The sequence below is a fragment of the Sinomonas sp. B1-1 genome (assembly GCF_050474465.1).
Taxonomy (GTDB): Bacteria; Actinomycetota; Actinomycetes; order Actinomycetales; family Micrococcaceae; genus Sinomonas; species Sinomonas flava.
The window spans coordinates 436,785-454,274 of sequence record NZ_JBCHVF010000002.1 but is presented as its reverse complement, the minus strand read 5'-3'; the positions used below and the strand labels follow the sequence as shown (position 1 = coordinate 454,274).

The window sequence follows — 17,490 nt, the reverse complement described above, 5'->3', positions numbered from 1 at the left end:
CCGCGCCCTGTGGACAGATCTTCGCTCCGGGCTGACAGGGCGGGTCAGGCGACCTGGACCCGGGCCGCATCGCCGGTGCCGACGCCGTGGACCGTCCATCCGGCCGCGCGCCACTCTGTCCGGGGCAGGACATTGCGGGCGTCGATGATCACGGGACGGCGTACGCGGCCCGCGAGGTCGAGCGGGTCGAGGGCGCGGAACTGGGGCCACTCCGTCAGCAGCAGCACGATCTCGGCCCCCTCCACGGCCGCCGCGAGGGACGACTCGAACTGCAGCTGCGGGTACCGCATCCACGCGTTGTTGATGGCCTTGGGGTCGGTCACGACCACATGCGCTCCTGCGCCCGCGAGCCGCACCGCGACGTCGAGCGCGGGGGAGTCGCGGATGTCGTCGGTGTCCGGCTTGAACGCGGCGCCCAGCACCGCGATCCGGCGGCCGGAGACCGCGCCGCCGCACAGCTCCGTCGCCAGCGCAGCCACCCGGCCGCGCTGGCCCACGTTGATCGAGTCGACGAGGCCCATCCACGCATCCACCGAGTCCACCGCGAGCTCGCGCGCCTGCGCCCGGAAGGAGCGGATGTCCTTGGGCAGGCAGCCGCCGCCGAAGCCGAGGCCGGCGGCGAGGTACCGCTGGCCGATCCGCGGGTCGAGCCCCATCGCTGCGGAGAGCTGGGTGACGTCTGCGCCGGCGGCGTCGCACAGCTCGGCCATGGCGTTGATGTAGGAGAGCTTCGTGGCGAGGTACGCGTTGGCGGCGGACTTGATGAGCTCCGCGGTTGCGAAGCTGGTCACGATCCGGGGGACGCCGGCGTGCAGGAGGGGAGCGTAGACCTCGTCGAGCGTCCGCACGGTGCCGGGTCCTGCGGAACCCGGCCCGGCGGCGTCGTCCGGGTCCTCCACCCCGTACACGAGGCGGTCCGGCACGAGGGAGTCCTTCACCGCGGTGCCCTGCCGCAGGAATTCCGGGTTCCACGCGAGCGCCACGTCGGCTCCCGCGAGCCACTCCCGGACCCGGTGCACCGTGCCGACGGGGACGGTGGACTTGCCCACGACGGCGGAGCCCGCCTTGGCCCGCGCGCCCACCGCCCGCGTCGCGGCCTCGAGATAGCCCAGGTCCGCGAGGTCGCTCGTCTTCGACTGCGGTGTGCCGACGCACAGGAAGTGCACCTCGGCGTCGGCCATCCGGTCCATGTCGGTGGAGAACGTGAGGCGCCCGCTGTCCCGGCCGTCGGCGAGGAGGTCCTCGAGCCCGGGTTCGAAGAACGGCGCGAAGCCCCTCGAGAGGTGGCCGACCTTGTCGGCGTCCGTGTCGATGCCCACCACGTCGTGGCCCATCGACGCCAGGGTCGCGGCGTGGACCGCGCCGAGGTATCCGCAGCCGATGACAGAGATCTTCATGGTGTTCCCTTTCGCTGGTCAGCCGGCCGCGAGCGACGCCCGCCGGGCGATCACGGCCTCATAGTGTCCGATGAGCTGCTCGGAGATGGTGCGCCAGGACCGGCCCTGCACGCTGCGCCAGGCGGCTGCGGCGAAGGCGGCGCGCTTGGCGTCGTCACCAAGCAGGTCGAGGGCGTAGGAGCGCAGCTCGTCGAGGCGCCCCGGCGAGTACAGCCAGCCGGTCTTCGAGTTGTCCACGAGGTCGAGGGGCCCTCCCCGTCCCGTGGCGACGACGGGGACCCCCGAGGCCATGGCCTCCTGGATGGTCTGGCAGAACGTCTCGAACTCGCCGGGGTGGACGAAGAGGTCGAAGCTGGCCACGATCCTGGCAAGGTCTTCCCCGCCCTGGAAGCCGGTGAAGTGGGCAGACGGCAGCTGGGCTTCGAGCTGGGTGCGCAGCGGGCCGTCGCCGACCACCACGAGCTTCGTCCCGGGGATGTCCGCGAGGACGTGGAGGTCCTCCACCTGCTTCTCCGCGGCGAGCCGGCCCACGTACCCGATCACCTTCACCGGGCGCCCCTCGCGGGTGCAGCCGGCGACGGAGGCCCGCCACGCGGCGTCGCGCTTCGAGGGGGTGAAGCGCACGGTGTCCACGCCGCGGCGCCACAGCTCGACGTCGAGCACTCCGCGGCCGCGCAGCTGGTTGAACGCGAAGGTCGACGGCGCGAGCGTGCGGTCCGCGAGGAGATGGATGGCCTCCACGCGCTGCCACGCCCAGTTCTCGAGGAACGGCAGGCCGTAGCGCGCCGCGTACCCGGGCACCTCGGTCTGGTAGACGGCGATGGTCGGCAGGCCCAGCTGGTCCGCGGCGCGGACCGCGCGCCACCCCAGCTCGAACGGGGAGGCGAGGTGGACGACGTCCGGGGCGAATGCCCTCAGGATGCGCTTGACCTTGGGCACGGCGCCGAATGCGACGCGCACGTTCGGGTACCCGGCCACGGGAAGGGCGGGCAGACGGTGCACCTGTGCGCCGGCCACCCGCTCCCGCACCGGGAAGACGGCGCTGGCACCCTCACCGGAGGGGGCGATGACGAGCACCTCGTCGCCGCGCTCCTGGAAGTGGTCGAGGATCCGCAGGATGGAGTGCGTGACCCCGTTCATCTGCGGCAGGAACGACTCGGCAATAATCGCGATCCTCACGTTTCCACCATCCTGTGACCATTTGACCGAAGGGCAGAGGAGGCGTGACGCGACGTGGAAGCCTAAGTGAACGCGGGGAGGACGGGGTGCGCCAGTCGGGGCCTGGCGCGGGAGGTCAGTCCTGGGCGTGGGACGGCGTGCGCGGGGCTGCGAGCCCGGCGAGCGCTACCGCGCCTGCCAGCGCCGCGAGGCCCCAGCCGAGGCCCGCTCCCGCGGCGATCGCCCCGACCAGGAGCGGGCCGCCGGCGTCGCCCGCCTCCCGTCCGATCTCGGCCGAGCCCATCGTGCGGCCCATCCGCTCGGGCGGGGTGGCGTCGGCGAGGTGCGCGAACGCGAGCGGGGTCGCGAGGCCGATCCCGGCGCCCGCAAGCAGCGCCGCGGCGTAGACGGCGACGCCGGCGGCCGCGGTCCCGGCCATTGCCCCGACAGCCCCGACGAGCGCCCCGACGACGATGAGCCCGAGGCCGAGGAGGATGCCGCGCGTGTCGGTGAGGCGGGCGGCGTCCCTCAGCGCGCCGACGCGCGGCTGGACGAGGGACGAGGCGACGGCGAGGACGGTCACGGCCGCAATCGCGGCGGCGGTGCTGAGCCCCGACTGGGCCGCGAGGGCGGGCAGGAAGCCCACGGCAGCGCCGAGCGATCCCGTCGCCGCGGCGAGCACGAGGGTGGGGCCGAGGAACGAGCGGTCGCCGATCTGGCGCGCGAGGTCCGCCACGGTGTAGCGGCGGCGGGGGAGCGGTTCGGGGCGCGGCATCGCCGCCGCGACCCAGACCGCGACGGCCGCGGCGACCAGCGAGAGGACGCCGAACAGCAGAGGGAACCCGCCGAGGTAGAGCGCGGCGGCGCCGAGCAGCGGCCCGATCGCGTACCCGATCCCCTTCCACGAGCCGTAGCGCCCGAAGTACCGCCCGGTGAGCGGGCCGGCCAGCCGTGCGACGCTCGCCGACGACGCGGGCGAGAAGGCCGACGCCGCCGCGCCCTGCCCGAGCCGGGCCACGGCGAGCGCCCACGGCGCCTGGACGAAGACACCGACGAGCGAGGCCGCGGCGAACGCCACGAGCCCGCCGACGACCACCGGCTTGGGGCCGAGCCTGTCTGCGAGGGAGCCGAAGAGGGGCTTGAGGAAGACCTCCGCCAGGTCGTACAGGGCCAGCAGGACGCCGAGCGCGAAGAGGTTCAGGCCCAGACCGCCAGGGCCGCTCTCCGCGCCGAGGCCCGCTGCGATGCTGTGGGCGCCGAACGCCGTCGTGAACCCCGCCGCGTAGAGGGGGACGACGGCCGCGAAGGGCGGGGGCGCGGGAGCGGGCTGGGTCACGGCCCCGATTCTAGGCTGGGCAGCGAGCGGCGCGGGCAGCCAGCGGCGCGGGCCCCGAGCAGGGCCCGCGCCGCGGTGGCAGGGACAGCAGGACGCGAGGTGCCTAGGCCCTCTCCTCCTCGACCGAGCTGCGGGTGAACAGCCAGCTGCACACCATCATCGCCAGCCCGAGGACGGCGAACGCCCAGTTGTCGGCCATGTTGGAGGCCAGGACGTTGGCGGCGGACGCGGTGCCGACCGCGAACCCGTAGACGCCCAGCAGGACGTAGACGACGCCGAACCAGAGCAGGAAGCTGCGCGCCCCTGTCCACCTCTGCGCCATGGTCAGGCCGACGGCCCCGATGGCCAGGTGCACGATGTTCAGCAGCATGGACACCTGGAACACGCCCAGGAACATGGCGTGGGAGTCGGGCCCGATGAACCTCAGGTCCCCGTAGCTGCCGGTGATTCCCGGGACGAACCCGAGGATGCCGACGAGCATCACGATGATGCCGACGCCGATGGCGACGTTCTGGACGTCCCTGCGCCCGAAGTGGACACCATGTGCGTGCGGCGCGGCGGTGGTCATGTCTCCTCCGAACCCCAAGCTGCCCGGGGGCTCGTGCCCGGCGGGCGCCGGTGGAGTGCCGCTCCGCCGACACCTCAATTCTACGCCGTGTAGTGATTCGCGTCACAGGTGGGGGCGTCCGGGAATGCCCCGCACTGGACCACCGGTTGGGCTTGTCATGACAACCGAGCACGCGCCTGACGCCACGTCCACCGCCCCGCTCTCGAGCCTCTTCACCCCGTTCGAGCTCGGACCCGTCCGCCTCCCGAACCGCTTCGTGATGGCCCCCATGACGCGCGAGTTCTCCCCGGAGGGCACGGTGACGCCCGACGTCGCGGGCTACTACGCGCGCCGCGCCGCGGCCGGTGTGGGCCTGCTCATCACCGAGGGCGTCTACGTCTCGCAGGATTCGGGTCCGAGCACGTCTGTCCCGCGGCTGTTCGGCCGCGAGCAGCTCGACGCCTGGCGCCGCCTCGTCGACGCCGTGCACGCAGAGGGCGGCCGCATCGTCCCCCAGCTCTGGCACCTCGGCGCGGCGCGCGGGAACCATGCGGAATTCAACCCGCAGCTGCCGAGCCTGAGCCCCTCCGGAATCGCTCCCAACGGCGCCGAGCGCGGCCGCGCCGCCACCGTCGAGGAGCTCGCCCGGATCCGCGAGGACTTCGCGCGTGCCGCGGTCGCGGCCCAGGAGGCCGGGTTCGACGGCGTCGAGCTCCACGGAGCCCACGGCTACCTCCTCGACCAGTTCCTCTGGGCCGGGACCAACCGCCGGACCGACAGCTACGGTGGCTCGCTCGAGGCGCGTCTCCGCTTCCCCACCGAGGTCGCCGCGGCCGTGCGCGCCGCCGTCGGGCCCGACTTCCCCGTCATCTTCCGCTTCTCGCAGTGGAAGTCCGGCGACTACGGGGCCCGGATCGCCGAGACTCCCGAGGAGCTGGGCACCATCCTGAAGACCCTCGCCCACGCGGGCGTCTCCGCCTTCCACCCCTCGACGCGGCGCCACTGGGAGCCGGCCTTCCCCGAGGCGGACGGCGCCGGGGACAGTGAGGGCGCCCGGCTCGGCCTCGCCGGGTGGACCAAGAAGGTCACCGGTCTCCCCGTGATCACCGTGGGCTCGGTGGGCCTGGACAACGCGTTCGAGGTCACGTGGCAGGAGGGCGGGCGCTCCGAGGTCCGCGGCCTCGAGACGCTCCTCGCCCAGTTCGCCCGCGACGAGTTCGACCTGGTCGCCGTCGGCCGCGTCCTCCTCTCCGATCCCGCATGGGTCGCCAAGGTCCGGGACGGACGCACCGACGAGATCCGTCCCTTCAGCGCCGAGGACCGTCTCCGCCTCTCCTGACCCCGGCGACGGGTGGGCCGCACGCGCGACGGCGCGTGGCCGCCGTCGTGCGCGGGCGGGGGCGAGCACGGTGCGCCTGAGCCCGCGCGCGGCGCGTCCGTGGCACAGTGAAGGGCGATGAAACTCCGCGCCGACCAGTCAGGAATCCGGGGCCTGCCCATGCCGCTGTGGCTCCAGGGCGCGGTCGAGGCCATCCAGGCGATCATCATCTCCGCCGTCCTGGCGCTCGTCCCGATCGTCGCGGTCTGGCTGACCGGCGGCCTCGGGGCGTGGGGACCGGAGCCGGTCGCGCGGCTCGGCGGGCAGGCCTGGCTCCTCGTTCACGGCGTGCCGCTCAGCCTCAGCGTCGCTTCCCCCGCGGCCGGCGCAGACGTCCCGGCTGAGGCGGGGACTCTCTCGCTCATCCCGCTCGGGCTGACCCTTGTCCCCATCCTGCTCGCGTGGCGCTCGGGCCGGCGGCTGGCCCGCGCCTCCTATGCGGACAACCTGTGGCAGGCGCTCGCCGGTGCTGGCGCGGCCTACGCCGCCTTCGGCTTCGCGACCGGCTTCCTGTGCCGCACCCCCCAGGTCGGCGTGGGGCTCATCGCCGCAACGCTGACGCCGCTGGCGCCGTTCGGCCTCGGGCTCGTGATCGGGGCCCGGCGCGAGGCGGGATCCTGGACGCGCCTGATCGGTGTCGACGCCGTCGACTGGATTGCGCGGACCGGCCAGTACTCGCGGTGGGCCGGAAGCTACATGTGGGCCGTCCTGCGCGCCGGGCTCGTCGCGCTGCTCGGCTCCCTGGCACTGTCCGGCCTGCTGCTCGCGGCCAGCCTCGTGGCGCACTGGGCCCAGATCGTCACCGTGTACGAGGCCGTCGGTGCCGACCCGGTTGGCGGAGCCGCCCTCACAGTCGCGCAGCTGGGGTACGCCCCGCACCTGCTCGTGTGGACGCTGGGCTGGGCCTCGGGCGCGGGCGTCACGCTCGGGGCAGGCTCGACGGCGGGGGCGCTCGCGACCGCTGTCGGGCCCCTGCCGCCCGTGCCGGCGCTCGCCGCCCTCCCCAGCGGGGAACTCCTCCTGGGCCCCGCGGCGCTGGTCGTCCCGGTGCTCGCCGGGGTCCTGGCAGGCTGGTGGTTTGTGCGCGAGGGCGAGGACCACTTCGACGAGTGGCTATCCATCAAGGTCAGGGCCCGCTGGTTCACCGCCCCCGTCTCCGCGCTGTTCCTCGGCGCCCTCGTCGGGGCCGCCGCCGGCGCGCTCGCGGCGGGGCTCGCGTGGCTGACGGGCGGTTCCGCGGGCATGGGCCGCTTCACCCAGCTGGGGGTCGACCCCCTGTGGATGCTCGTCTGGGTCGGCGCAGAGACCGCCGTGGGCGCCTGCATCGGGTACGCCCTCGGACCGTGGCTCGAGCGGTCCCGCGCGGAGCGGGAGCTGGCCGCCGACTCCCTCTGACGCCGAGGTCATCCCGTGTGGTGCCGAGGTCACCTCGTGTGGTGCCTCTGAAAGGTGATCCCGCGCTCACAGGCGGTGATCTCGCGCTCAGAGGCGGTGACTTCGCGCTCACAGGCGGTGACTTCGTGCCCAGTGGGGGTGACTTCGCGCTCACTGGGGGTGACCTCGGCGCGGGGGAGGAGCGGTGCCCGCCGGTATGGTGGGTCCATGCGCATCGTGGTCCTCGTATCCGGCACCGGCTCGAATCTCCAGGCTCTGATCGACGCCGTGGAGTCCGGCGACCTCGCGGGCGTCGAGATCGCCGCCGTCGGCGCCGACCGCGAGGGGACCTACGGGATCGAGCGGTCCGAGGATGCGGGCCTCGAGACCTTCGTCGTGAACTTCAACTCGTTCCCCACCCGCGACGAATGGGATGCCGCGCTCACCGCGAAGGTTGCCTCCTACAGCCCGGACGTCGTCGTGTCCTCAGGCTTCATGCGGATCGTGAGCCCGGACTTCATCGAGCGCTTCAAGGGCAAGTACCTCAACACGCACCCCGCGCTCCTCCCGGCGTTCCCCGGAGCGCACGGCGTCCGCGACGCGCTCGCGTACGGCGTCAAGGTCACCGGCTGCACGGTCCACTGGGCCGACGCCGGCGTGGACACCGGCCCGATCATCGCCCAGGAGGCCGTCGTCATCGCCGAGGGGGAGGACGAAGAGTCCCTCCACGAGCGCATCAAGGTGGTCGAGCGCCGGCTGCTCATCGACGTCCTGCGCCGCATCGCGGTCGGGCAGGTTCCGGCCCCCGTGGCGTAGCCACAGCGCACGACGCCGCGTGCCCGCGGTGGCGAGTACGCGGCGTCGTGCGCTGCGTGAGCTGGATCAGACGGGCGTCAGAACGCGTCGCCGGTCTGGGGCCGGGAGTCCACGTCGCCTCGCCAGGCACCGGTGGCGCCGTGGGACTCGACGAACTCCTTGAACCGCTTGAGGTCCTTCTTGACCTGGGCGTCGTCGGCGCCGAACGCAGCGCCGAGCTTCTCGGTGGCCGAGTCCGGATCCCACTGGAACTGGACCGAGACCCGGGATTCGGTGTCGTTGAGCCGGTGGAACGTGACGACGCCGGCGTGGTTGACGCCTTCGGTGGTCTTCCACGCGATCCGCTCGTCGGGGTGCTGCTCGGTGATCTCCGTGTCGAACTCGCGCGTCTGGCCCGCCACCTTGGTGGTCCAGTGGAGGTGGGTGTCGTCCCGCTGGACGACCGACTCGACCCCGCCCATGAACTCGGGGAAGCTCTCGAACTGGGTCCACTGGTTGTACGCGGTGGACACGGGGACGGCGACGTCGATGGATTCCTGCACTGTGGACATGCGTTGCTCCTTGAGGGTTGGCGCTGTACTTCGGCAGTGGGGCGGCGCCTGTCAGGCGGTCGCCCTGTGCCTGCGGCCTCTCTCCGGACCGTCACTCTTCCGGCTACCCGACGCGGTGCGGCCCAAACACGGTGCGCTGCCCCGGCCAGCCAGCGCGAGCTCAGGAGAGCGAGCGCTGCCGGGTCTCGGGCGCGGACACTGCCATCCACAGGATTGCGAGCACCACGAGGCCGCCCGTGAGCGCGAAGGAGGCCGCCAAGCCGAGGGTCGGCCAGAACCATGCCGCGAACACGAGCGGGCCGATGCCGGCGCCGATGCGGGAGAACGTCGAGGCCCAGCCGAAGCCGGAGCCGCGCAGCTCCGTGGGGTAGAGCTCGGACACGTAGGCGTACAGCACCGGAATCGCCACCTGGACGACGAAGCCGAACGCGAGGAGCCAGCCGATGGCGGCGGCTGGAACGTCGACGACCCACGCGACGACCACGAGGGTCAGCGCCGAGAGCGGCCCGGTGACCGCGAGGATCCACTTGCGTCCCACGCGTTCCACGATGAGCGCGGCGACCACGACGCCGAGCAGGCCGACGGCGGCCATGCCCGCCGTTGTGAGGAAGGCCCGGTACTCGGCGAAGCCGGCCCCGATGAGGATGCGCGGCATCCAGGTGAGGGCGAGGTAGTAGACCAGCAGGATGCTGAAGAAGAGCGCCCAGGCCACACCCGTGACCCTCCAGTTGAAGCGCCACACCCTGCCCAGCTGCTCTGCCCACGAGCCGGGCGAGAGCCGCGGGACGTCGTGGGGCTCGGGGAGGCGGTACTCGGTGGGCTCGGCGCCCGTGCGCTCGACGAGCCCGTCGATCACGGCTCGAGCCTCCGCACCGCGGCCCTTGCGGATGAGGAACAGCGGTGACTCGGGGACGCCCCGGCGGATCCAGAACACGAGCAGGGCGGGCAGGACCATGACGAGCAGCGGCAGCCGCCAGTCCGCGAACGCCCCCACGAGCCAGGCGGACACGAAGCCGCACAGGGCGGCCCCGACCGGCCACCAGCCGTCCATGGCGGTCAGGACGCGTCCGCGCTGCCTCCGCGGCGTGAACTCGCCCACGAGCGCGTAGTCCACCGGGACGCAGCCGCCGAGGCCGAAGCCGGCGAGGAACCGGAAGACGCAGAACCACACGATGTCCGGGCTCAGGGCGCCGGCCACCGTGAAGACGGAGAAGATGAGCAGGGTCGCGGTGAACGCCACCTTGCGGCCGACCGTGTCGGCGATCGTGCCCCACGCGAAGGCGCCGACGGCCATCCCGATGAGGTTCGCGGTGCCGATCCACGCCGCCTGGGCGGGTTCGAGGCTCCAGTGGGCGGAGAGCAGCGGGATCAGGACGCCGTTGAGCGTCACGTCCCAGGCGTCGAACATGAAGCCCAGCCCGCCGATCAGGAAGATCTTCCCCTGCACCCCCCAGCGCCAGGGAAGGTTCTGCACGACGGTGTCCCCGGTGGGCAGCGCAGTGGAGGTGCTCATGAAGGCAAGCCTAGCCCCGCCCCTCCCCCCGGTCTCGGGTACGCAAAAACGCACCGTGCGCGCTCTCGGGTACGCCAAAACCCGCATCTGGCGCTCTCGGGTACGCACGACGGCGGGTGCCCGGGCCGCGCGCGCCGCGGCGCCGACGTCGGGCGTACCCGAGATGGCGGGGCGGCGAATCTGGCGTACCCGAGACGGCGGGGCGGCGAATCTGGCGTACCCGAGACGGCGGAGGTAGAGGGGCCAGCGCTACTTGGTGATCTTGCGCACCTTGGCCTTGGCCGTCTTGAGGGGCTTCCTCGGGCGGCGGCTGACGAGGAGGGCGACGCCGATGGCGGCGAGCCAGACGTCCTTGGCCATGGTGAGGCCCGCCTGGGTGGGCCGGACGCCGTCGGACTCCGTCATCCCGGGCGTCTTGGCGTACACGGCCAGGAGGCCTCCCGAGAACGCAGTGAGGCCGAGCGCCGCGAGCCGGGTCGGGACGAACGGGGCCAGGAGGGCGGCGCCGAGGCCGATCTCGGCGGCAGCCACGGCCTTGCCGAACGTCTCCGGAGCAAGCTGCTGGGCTTGCGGGAAGGCGTTGGCGGTCATGTCCCGCAGGCCGGTGGCGCTGTCCCGGTCGAGCCGGAGCTTGGACAGGCCTTGGTTGAGGATGAACGCGCCCGTGGCGAGGCGGAGGACGGAGCGGCTGAGGCTGAATCCCATGATGGTCCTTCTCTGGTGGCTTCGGTGGACGCTGGTGATTGGACAATACGACGTCGCTCAGGCGTCGCGGAACGACCGGAGGACCTTCCCGGGGCGGCAGATGGCGGCCAAGTCCACCCGGACGATGGCTTCGTTCGGGTGCTCGATCGCCGGGATGTCCTTCTCCTCGACCCGGATCTTGTGCGCTCCGCGGTAGACCATGGCTCGCATGCCATGACAGATGCCCTTCCCGCCCCGGCGGGAAACATGCTGGACCGGGGCGCTGGGACGGGGCGGGCCCCGCGGGCGGTCGATAGAATGGCCGGGACCCCTCCCCGCCCCGTTTCGAGAAAGACGAGTGCCTGTGATCCAGCTGGACCGTGTTCCCATCCGCCGAGCCCTGATCTCGGTCTACGACAAGACGGGCCTCGAGGACCTCGCGAAGGGGCTGCACGAGGCCGGCGTTCGGATCGTCTCGACCGGTTCGACGGCGAAGCGGATCGCCGGCGCCGGGGTCCCGGTGCAGGAGGTCGAGGAGGTCACCGGCTCCCCGGAGATGCTCGACGGGCGCGTGAAGACGCTGCATCCGCGCGTGCACGGCGGCATCCTCGCCGACCGCCGCGTGCCCGAGCACATGAAGACCCTCGAGGACATGCAGATCGAGGCGTTCGACCTCGTGGTCGTGAACCTCTACCCGTTCGTCGAGACGGCCCGGTCGGGCGCCGCGCTGGACGACGTCGTCGAGCAGATCGACATCGGCGGGCCGGCGATGGTGCGCTCGGCCGCGAAGAACCATGCCGCGGTCGCGATCGTCGTCGACCCGGGGGCGTACGGCGACGTCGTCGCCGCGGCCAAGGCCGGCGGTTTCGATCTCAAGACCCGCCAGCGCCTCGCGGCCAAGGCGTTCGCCCACACCGCCGCGTATGACACGGCGGTGGCGACGTGGACGGCCAGCCAGTTCCTCGACGAGGACGGCGACGGGGTGGTCGACTGGCCGGCATACGCGGGCCTGGCCCTCGAGCGCTCCGAGGTGCTCCGCTACGGCGAGAACCCGCACCAGCAGGCCGCGCTGTACGTGGACAAGGCGGCCCCGGCCGGGATCGCCCAGGCGGACCAGCTCCACGGCAAGGCCATGAGCTACAACAATTACGTCGACGCCGACGCCGCCGTGCGCGCCGCGTTCGACTTCGACGAGCCCGCCGTCGCGATCATCAAGCACGCCAACCCGTGCGGCATCGCCGTGGCCACGCCCGGTGCCGAGGACCCCATCGCCGACGCCCACCGCAAGGCCCACGCCTGCGACCCCGTCTCCGCGTTCGGCGGGGTCATCGCCGCGAACCGCACGGTGACCAAGGGCATGGCCGAGACCGTGGCCGGGATCTTCACCGAGGTCGTCATCGCCCCGGACTTCGAGCCGGAGGCCGTCGAGATCCTTTCGAAGAAGAAGAACATCCGCCTCCTCGCCCTGCCGGAGGGCTACGGCCGGTACGCCACCGAGATCAAGCAGATCTCGGGCGGCGTGCTCATCCAGGTCTCGGACACCTTCGCGGCCGAGGGCGACGACCCCGCCAACTGGACGCTCGCCGCCGGCGAGTCCGCCGACGAGGCCACGCTCGCGGACCTCGCGTTCGCCTGGAAGGCGTCCCGGGCGGCGAAGTCCAACGCGATCCTCGTCGCCAAGGACGGCGCCTCGGTAGGCATCGGCATGGGCCAGGTCAACCGCGTCGACTCGTGCCGCCTCGCCGTCGAGCGCGCCAACACCCTCGGGGTCGAGGTGGCGTCCGACGTCGACTCGGCCGGCGGCGCCCAGGGAACCGGCGGCGCCGGCTCGGCTCCGGAGCGCACCCGCGGTGCGGTCGCGGCGTCGGACGCGTTCTTCCCGTTCGCCGACGGGCTGCAGATCCTCATCGACGCCGGCGTGTCCGCGGTGGTCCAGCCCGGCGGTTCGGTGCGCGACGAGGAGGTCATCGAGGCGGCGAAGGCCGCCGGCATCACGATGTACTTCACGGGCTCCCGGCACTTCTTCCACTGACACGAGGGAAGACTGAGGGAGGTCGGGATCATCCCCGACCTCCCTCAGCGCGTCTCGGGGCCAGTCCTGGGCGCCGCGCGGGGGTCTGGTCCCGCGGGGGGCCGGCTCCTGGCCAGAGCCGGGTCAGCCAACAGAGACGCCGAACCCCTGGAGCGCGGTGGCCGCGGCAGTTGAACCGATCGTTGCGGCGTTGATGGCGAAAGCCATATTGACTCCGATGACAGGAGCGACGTTGATCGTCGGACTGACGTTGAAGGTCAACATGGTGTCGCGGGCGGGGAGGAGGTCAGCATGCTCCTCCTTGATGTCCACACATTCTCGAACTGACATACTGTGCTCCTAGTGGTAAAGGGTGCCCGGCGTCAGACGCAAGGGGAGGCGAAAGACGCCGGGCAGGTCAGGGTGCGCGTTCAGCCCTGAATGACGTTGATGCTCTGGACAGCGCCAGCGGTCGCGACTGAGCCGATGGTCAGAACATTGGCGGCCAGCGCGGTGTTGGTCGCACCCACCAGTGCCCAGTTCAGGCTTCCGAGGTTGGCAAGCATCGTGTCGCGGCTCGGAAGCAGCTCGATGTCCTCTGCGGCGAGGTCAGCTGTGGTGATCTTCTGCATGGTATTCACCTCCTTTCGACCGTGAGGGTCGGATCTCTCAACGAGTGAGAGCGATCGTCTGAAGTCCGCCTGTCTAGCTGTGGCGTCCGATCCTGAGCCGGCGGGACGGGACTGCATGCCGGGGGAGCGGGCGCGGAGGTCTGACCCGGAGACGGCCCACCGCCCACTGTCCGATTGAGAGGGCAACCTTCGAGAGGACCAGGACCGCACCTACAGTTGGCATTGCCAGAAGCAGGATCCCCAGGAGGGCCATGGTGGCCTCGAGAGGCTGTGCGAGGGCGACGGCGACGGCGAGAGTCTGCGCATGGATCGCTGCTGCGCCGATGGCCTGGCTGATGATGAAGGGGAGGCTTATCGCTACCCACGCGAGCACGAATCCCAGGAACGGGATGATGATGAGGACCCACGAGGTCACGATCCATCGGGAGACGGGCCGGAGTTCGAGAACGCGCGGGTCCGGCGAGCGTCCCGGGACGAGACTCTTGAGGACAGGGACGACCCGCGAGAAGAGGTCCGGAACGCCCGCAAGGTCGGCCAGGACGAAGTAACCGTCGAGGCGAACAGCCGGCGGCAGCTGCTGCACCATCTGCAGCTGGGTCACGATGACGAGCAAGAGCAGCAAGGGGCTCCCCGTGAGCAGATAGCCCGCTCCAGCCGACAACACCCACCACAGGTGGAAGTAGAGGCCGCCGAGGTCGGTGCGGAGGCGCCCCGCACGATCGAGTCGGTACGAGTCGGTGACATCCGTGTAGAACGCGGGGAAGACGAGGTAGAGTCCGACGCCGATCACGCCTGGGGTCGCGCCGCCATAGCGGCAGGCCGTTGCGTGGCCGACTTCATGGACGAGGGCTCCCACAGTCATGAGGACAACGAGGGCCAGCATCATCTGGGGCGTCATGAGTACGGCGGTGAGTGCGGTGGCGGCATCGGCAACGACGAAGAGCTGGATGTCGAGTGCCACGAGGGCCAAGCACCCGGCAATGACGACGGGTGGCCAGAAGAGGATCTTCAGGAGGCCGGACAGGCGTTCCACCGCACGGCGCGGCACGATCGTCGTCTTCGCGCTGAGGGCCAGAAGAGGGGCTGCGGTCGGCGCCGGAGCCGAAACGTCCGTGCCCGGATGCTTGAGCAAGCCGAGCGGCTCGAGCTTCGACTCGGCCAGGAGGGTGAGGCCGTCGACGTCGAGTTCGCGGCCATAGCTGTTGCTGACCCGCTGGGCCAGCTCCGTGGGGGGGAGCGGTCGCTCCGCCTCATTGAGGATCCAGTGGAGGAGTTCGGTGAGTTGGACGACCTGGCCATCCGCGCGCCGCACCAGATAGCTGCTGCGATTGAGCCCGGTTCCAGAGACGAGGCCGAGGAGCTCGAGACCAGCCGCGCGCTGCCAGCGCGTGGGGTGTGCTGCGAGTTCCTGCGTCATGTCCTGCTCCTGTCTCCGTGCGGCTTAGGCCTGTCGAATGCGCTTCCGGGGATGGCCGCGATGCGGCGGCCACCCCCGTGAGGCGCAGTGGGCGCTAGAGCTGGACGACGTTGATGGACTGGCCAGCCACGGCGGTGGCTGCCGAGAGAGCCGTGCCGACGTTGAGCGCGGCTGCCGTGTTCGCGGCCACAACGCCCGCGATGTTGGCGCTGAGGACGTTGAGGACCATCGTGTCGCGGCTCGGGAGCAGCTCTACGGTCTCGGTTGCGAGGTCGGCGGTGGACAGCTTGGTCATTGCAATCACTCCTGATGCGTTGCGGATTATTCAAGTCGATTGCTGATCCAATCGATGGCACCAGTCAATCCGGTGGCGAGTTATCCGCCCGTTATCAGGGCGTTATCGCTGTGACGTGGGAAAACTCCGGCGGCCTCATCGGTCGTTCCACGGAAGAGGCCCCCTCCAGCTGTGTCAGCCGAGGGAGGCCCCGGGAAGCGCGTGAAAGCGCTCAGTCCTCCGTGTCGACGTCCACACGGGATTCGACAGAGGCTCCCGTGTCGGCCGCAATGACGGCACGGGCCCGCTCGGCAGCGTCATTCGCCGAGGCGCGGGCGCGCGCCGACCGCTCACTCTTGGGGCGCCATGAGTCACTCTGGAAGGTGAAGCCCAGCTGCTGCTCGATCTGCCGCACGATGCTCCTTGCTGCGTCTGAGAGGGCCTCCGCCTTGCCGCCCACGATGATGTACTGGAGCGCCGCCGTCGTCGAGGCGCACCCCGTGCAGCCTTCGTTGACCGACAAGGCACGGTTGTTGGCCATGATCACGTTCGACCGTGTGGCCGTGACGACCTGCACCGAGACCGCAGCCGACGACGCCCAGTCTCCCGTCGTGTAGGCGCTGGCCGTGTTGTTGGCCCAGATGTTGGCGGCCTGAGCAGAGGAGAGGACCTGGAGGGTGGTCGCCTGGGCCGAACAGCCGGAGCAGTTGGCCTGAGCGCTCGCAGTGGCCGAGGCCGGCGAGTCGTCGGACGACCTCAGCGGACCCCAGACGGCGGCGGAGTCGAGGGCGACCCTGTGGGCTGGGTTGGCGACCGCCCGTGAGGTCACGTTGAGATACTTCCCCCATGCAGTGCCTTGGCCCTGGCTCTGCCCCGGTGCGGCTGACGCGGGCGCCAGCGGCACCACGAGCAGTCCGGCGGCGGTGAGAGCGGCTGCGGTGGCCGTTGACAGGAACTTCGACTTGTTCTTCACGGATCCTCGTTTCTGATGGGCCACCTCAGGCACAGGGTGACGGAGCGCTGTAGCAGGGCAGGGCGGACCGACCCGGCGCCAGAGCGTCGGGAGGCAGGGGAGGTGAGGCTGCGCCGTCGTGCGCTAGGCGGGGCGCATAGCGATCGGTGAGAGGCGGGCGCGGGGACGCGGGTCGGGACGGGCTGCCCGCGAACGGCCGGGTTCGGCCGGTCCGGTCGTGGCGATCTTTCGGACGGTCGCCATCGCGACCGGTCCGAGCAGGCTCCTGAGGCCGTCGGAGGGTTCGACGCCGAGCTCCTCCCAGAGGCGGGCCTCGAAGTCGATGAAGGTGCGCCGGGCCCCGGCCGCGTTGCCGGCCCGGAGCTGGACCTCGATGAGCAGGCGCTGCGCGGATTCGCGCAGGGGCTCGATGGCGGCGGCCGACCGGGCGGCGTCGAGTGCGCGCTCGGTGTCCTCGTCCAGCAGGTGCCGGCGGGAGAGGGACTCCAGGACCAGGACCCGCTGCTCGCGCAGCCGCTCCTGCTCGAAGAGGACCCAGTCGTCGTACCAGCCCGGCAGGAGTTCGGCGGAGCGGAGCACGTCGGTGAAGTCCGCCGGGACGTCGGCTGGCCCTGCCGCCCCGGCCCCTGCCAGGTGCGAGCGGAACTCGTGCAGGTCCACCGTGACCGAGCCGCTGAGGCCCACCGGTTCGGTCCTGTCGTCGAGCAGGCCGGGCAGCTGGTGGCTGATCTTGAACAGGGCCGCCCTGAGGTTGCCGCTGGCCTGTGCCTCAGAGCTGTCGGGCCAGAGCAGGCCGGAGAGGAACTGCCGTGGGCGTTCGCCGAGCAGAGCGAGGGCGGCGATCAGCCGCTGCTGCCGGAGCCCCACCTGAACGGTCTCTCCATCGCGTTTGAGTTGCCAGCATCCGAGTAAACGGACTCGCCATACCACCGCACTGATCCCCTCGTCATACCGTGATACTTCAGGCAGCAGGACAAGGACGCCCTCGAAGATCGGCGAGTTGCAGTGTTCAAACGCGAGCCCGGCTGCTGCGTACGATCAGGATGATGACGCGGTCACGAGCCTGTCAATAACGGGTGTGCAATTGACAAATTCCTTCAAGGACCAGCTATTCGGCTCCCGATATCGGGCTCACGCGCCAGCGGCGCGGCGCGCATCGGATGAATCCTCCCCCGCCTGCTCCTTCAGCCACGCCTCGACCGCGTGGAGGACCGAGTCGGGACTGTCCGTGACGAGGACGCTCGCAGGCGCCTCCGCGCCGGAGGCGCTCAGCAGCCGCACTCGCAGCCGCCCGTCCGGCTCCCGCCATGATCGGAGCACGAGTGTGCCGAACCCGGCCGAGTCCTCCGGGTCCTCGTGGATCTCCCTGTGGCTGCCTGAAGGCATCGACGCCTCGGATGTCATGTGTGCTGCCCCCAGCTAGTGACCG

General features: G+C 71.2%; 19 protein-coding genes. 4 read left to right on the top strand and 15 right to left on the bottom strand.

What is annotated here, in order from left to right; translation table 11 throughout:
• Positions 1-44: 44 nt before the first annotated feature.
• The 4 genes from ACQ5BE_RS06700 to ACQ5BE_RS06685 all read right to left on the bottom strand — a co-directional run bounded on the left by ACQ5BE_RS06700 (position 45) and on the right by ACQ5BE_RS06685 (position 4,459).
• Entirely contained in the window at positions 45-1,397 is a 1,353-nt protein-coding gene (locus ACQ5BE_RS06700) for a UDP-glucose dehydrogenase family protein (RefSeq protein WP_430296192.1), read from the bottom strand.
• Between the two features lie 18 nt (positions 1,398-1,415).
• Positions 1,416-2,576, bottom strand: a complete 1,161-nt coding sequence (locus ACQ5BE_RS06695; protein ID WP_430296191.1) for a glycosyltransferase family 4 protein — start codon at positions 2,574-2,576, stop codon at positions 1,416-1,418.
• A 115-nt stretch (positions 2,577-2,691) separates the two neighbouring features.
• On the bottom strand, positions 2,692-3,891 hold the full coding sequence (locus ACQ5BE_RS06690) for an MFS transporter (RefSeq protein WP_430296190.1): 1,200 nt from the start codon (positions 3,889-3,891) through the stop codon (positions 2,692-2,694).
• Positions 3,892-3,994: 103 nt separating this feature from the next.
• Entirely contained in the window at positions 3,995-4,459 is a 465-nt protein-coding gene (locus tag ACQ5BE_RS06685) for a DUF4383 domain-containing protein (RefSeq protein WP_430296189.1), read from the bottom strand.
• A gap of 157 nt (positions 4,460-4,616) precedes the next feature.
• On the opposite strand from ACQ5BE_RS06685, the gene ACQ5BE_RS06680 reads away from it, so the two are divergent.
• The 3 genes from ACQ5BE_RS06680 (at position 4,617) to purN (ending at position 8,006) form a co-directional block, all read left to right on the top strand.
• Positions 4,617-5,777 (top strand): 12-oxophytodienoate reductase, encoded by a 1,161-nt coding sequence (locus ACQ5BE_RS06680; protein ID WP_430296188.1) that lies wholly within the window; start codon positions 4,617-4,619, stop codon positions 5,775-5,777.
• A 117-nt stretch (positions 5,778-5,894) separates the two neighbouring features.
• Positions 5,895-7,211 carry a cell division protein PerM gene (locus ACQ5BE_RS06675; RefSeq protein WP_430296187.1) on the top strand — a complete coding sequence of 439 codons (1,317 nt, stop codon included), beginning with the start codon at positions 5,895-5,897 and terminating at the stop codon, positions 7,209-7,211.
• 207 nt (positions 7,212-7,418) lie between these two features.
• Entirely contained in the window at positions 7,419-8,006 is a 588-nt protein-coding gene (purN, locus tag ACQ5BE_RS06670) for a phosphoribosylglycinamide formyltransferase (RefSeq protein WP_413250293.1), read from the top strand.
• Positions 8,007-8,083: 77 nt separating this feature from the next.
• On the opposite strand, the gene ACQ5BE_RS06665 is transcribed toward purN, so the two are convergent.
• The 4 genes from ACQ5BE_RS06665 to ACQ5BE_RS06650 form a co-directional block, all read right to left on the bottom strand.
• On the bottom strand, positions 8,084-8,557 hold the full coding sequence (locus tag ACQ5BE_RS06665) for an SRPBCC family protein (protein ID WP_344299497.1): 474 nt from the start codon (positions 8,555-8,557) through the stop codon (positions 8,084-8,086).
• A gap of 160 nt (positions 8,558-8,717) precedes the next feature.
• Entirely contained in the window at positions 8,718-10,070 is a 1,353-nt protein-coding gene (locus ACQ5BE_RS06660; protein ID WP_430296186.1) for an MFS transporter, read from the bottom strand.
• A gap of 249 nt (positions 10,071-10,319) precedes the next feature.
• On the bottom strand, positions 10,320-10,775 hold the full coding sequence (locus ACQ5BE_RS06655; protein ID WP_344299499.1) for a DoxX family protein: 456 nt from the start codon (positions 10,773-10,775) through the stop codon (positions 10,320-10,322).
• A 57-nt stretch (positions 10,776-10,832) separates the two neighbouring features.
• Positions 10,833-10,985, bottom strand: a complete 153-nt coding sequence (locus ACQ5BE_RS06650) for a hypothetical protein (RefSeq protein WP_430296184.1) — start codon at positions 10,983-10,985, stop codon at positions 10,833-10,835.
• Positions 10,986-11,112: 127 nt separating this feature from the next.
• On the opposite strand from ACQ5BE_RS06650, the gene purH reads away from it, so the two are divergent.
• Positions 11,113-12,786: a bifunctional phosphoribosylaminoimidazolecarboxamide formyltransferase/IMP cyclohydrolase gene (purH, locus tag ACQ5BE_RS06645; RefSeq protein ID WP_430296183.1), complete on the top strand. Its 1,674-nt coding sequence runs from the start codon at positions 11,113-11,115 to the stop codon at positions 12,784-12,786.
• Positions 12,787-12,909: 123 nt separating this feature from the next.
• Here the strand turns inward: purH and ACQ5BE_RS06640 are convergent, their stop codons facing one another.
• From ACQ5BE_RS06640 to ACQ5BE_RS06610, 7 genes are all read right to left on the bottom strand, one after another.
• Entirely contained in the window at positions 12,910-13,098 is a 189-nt protein-coding gene (locus ACQ5BE_RS06640) for a hypothetical protein (protein WP_430296182.1), read from the bottom strand.
• A gap of 98 nt (positions 13,099-13,196) precedes the next feature.
• A complete protein-coding gene (locus ACQ5BE_RS06635) occupies positions 13,197-13,397 on the bottom strand; it encodes a hypothetical protein (protein WP_344299503.1) in 201 nt (66 codons plus the stop codon).
• Between the two features lie 73 nt (positions 13,398-13,470).
• Positions 13,471-14,814 carry a hypothetical protein gene (locus ACQ5BE_RS06630; RefSeq protein ID WP_430296180.1) on the bottom strand — a complete coding sequence of 448 codons (1,344 nt, stop codon included), beginning with the start codon at positions 14,812-14,814 and terminating at the stop codon, positions 13,471-13,473.
• Between the two features lie 94 nt (positions 14,815-14,908).
• On the bottom strand, positions 14,909-15,109 hold the full coding sequence (locus ACQ5BE_RS06625; RefSeq protein ID WP_430296179.1) for a hypothetical protein: 201 nt from the start codon (positions 15,107-15,109) through the stop codon (positions 14,909-14,911).
• A gap of 211 nt (positions 15,110-15,320) precedes the next feature.
• A complete protein-coding gene (locus ACQ5BE_RS06620) occupies positions 15,321-16,061 on the bottom strand; it encodes a hypothetical protein (RefSeq protein ID WP_430296178.1) in 741 nt (246 codons plus the stop codon).
• Between the two features lie 123 nt (positions 16,062-16,184).
• A complete protein-coding gene (locus ACQ5BE_RS06615; RefSeq protein WP_430296176.1) occupies positions 16,185-16,928 on the bottom strand; it encodes an AfsR/SARP family transcriptional regulator in 744 nt (247 codons plus the stop codon).
• A gap of 264 nt (positions 16,929-17,192) precedes the next feature.
• On the bottom strand, positions 17,193-17,465 hold the full coding sequence (locus ACQ5BE_RS06610; protein WP_430296174.1) for a hypothetical protein: 273 nt from the start codon (positions 17,463-17,465) through the stop codon (positions 17,193-17,195).
• Positions 17,466-17,490: the final 25 nt, after the last annotated feature.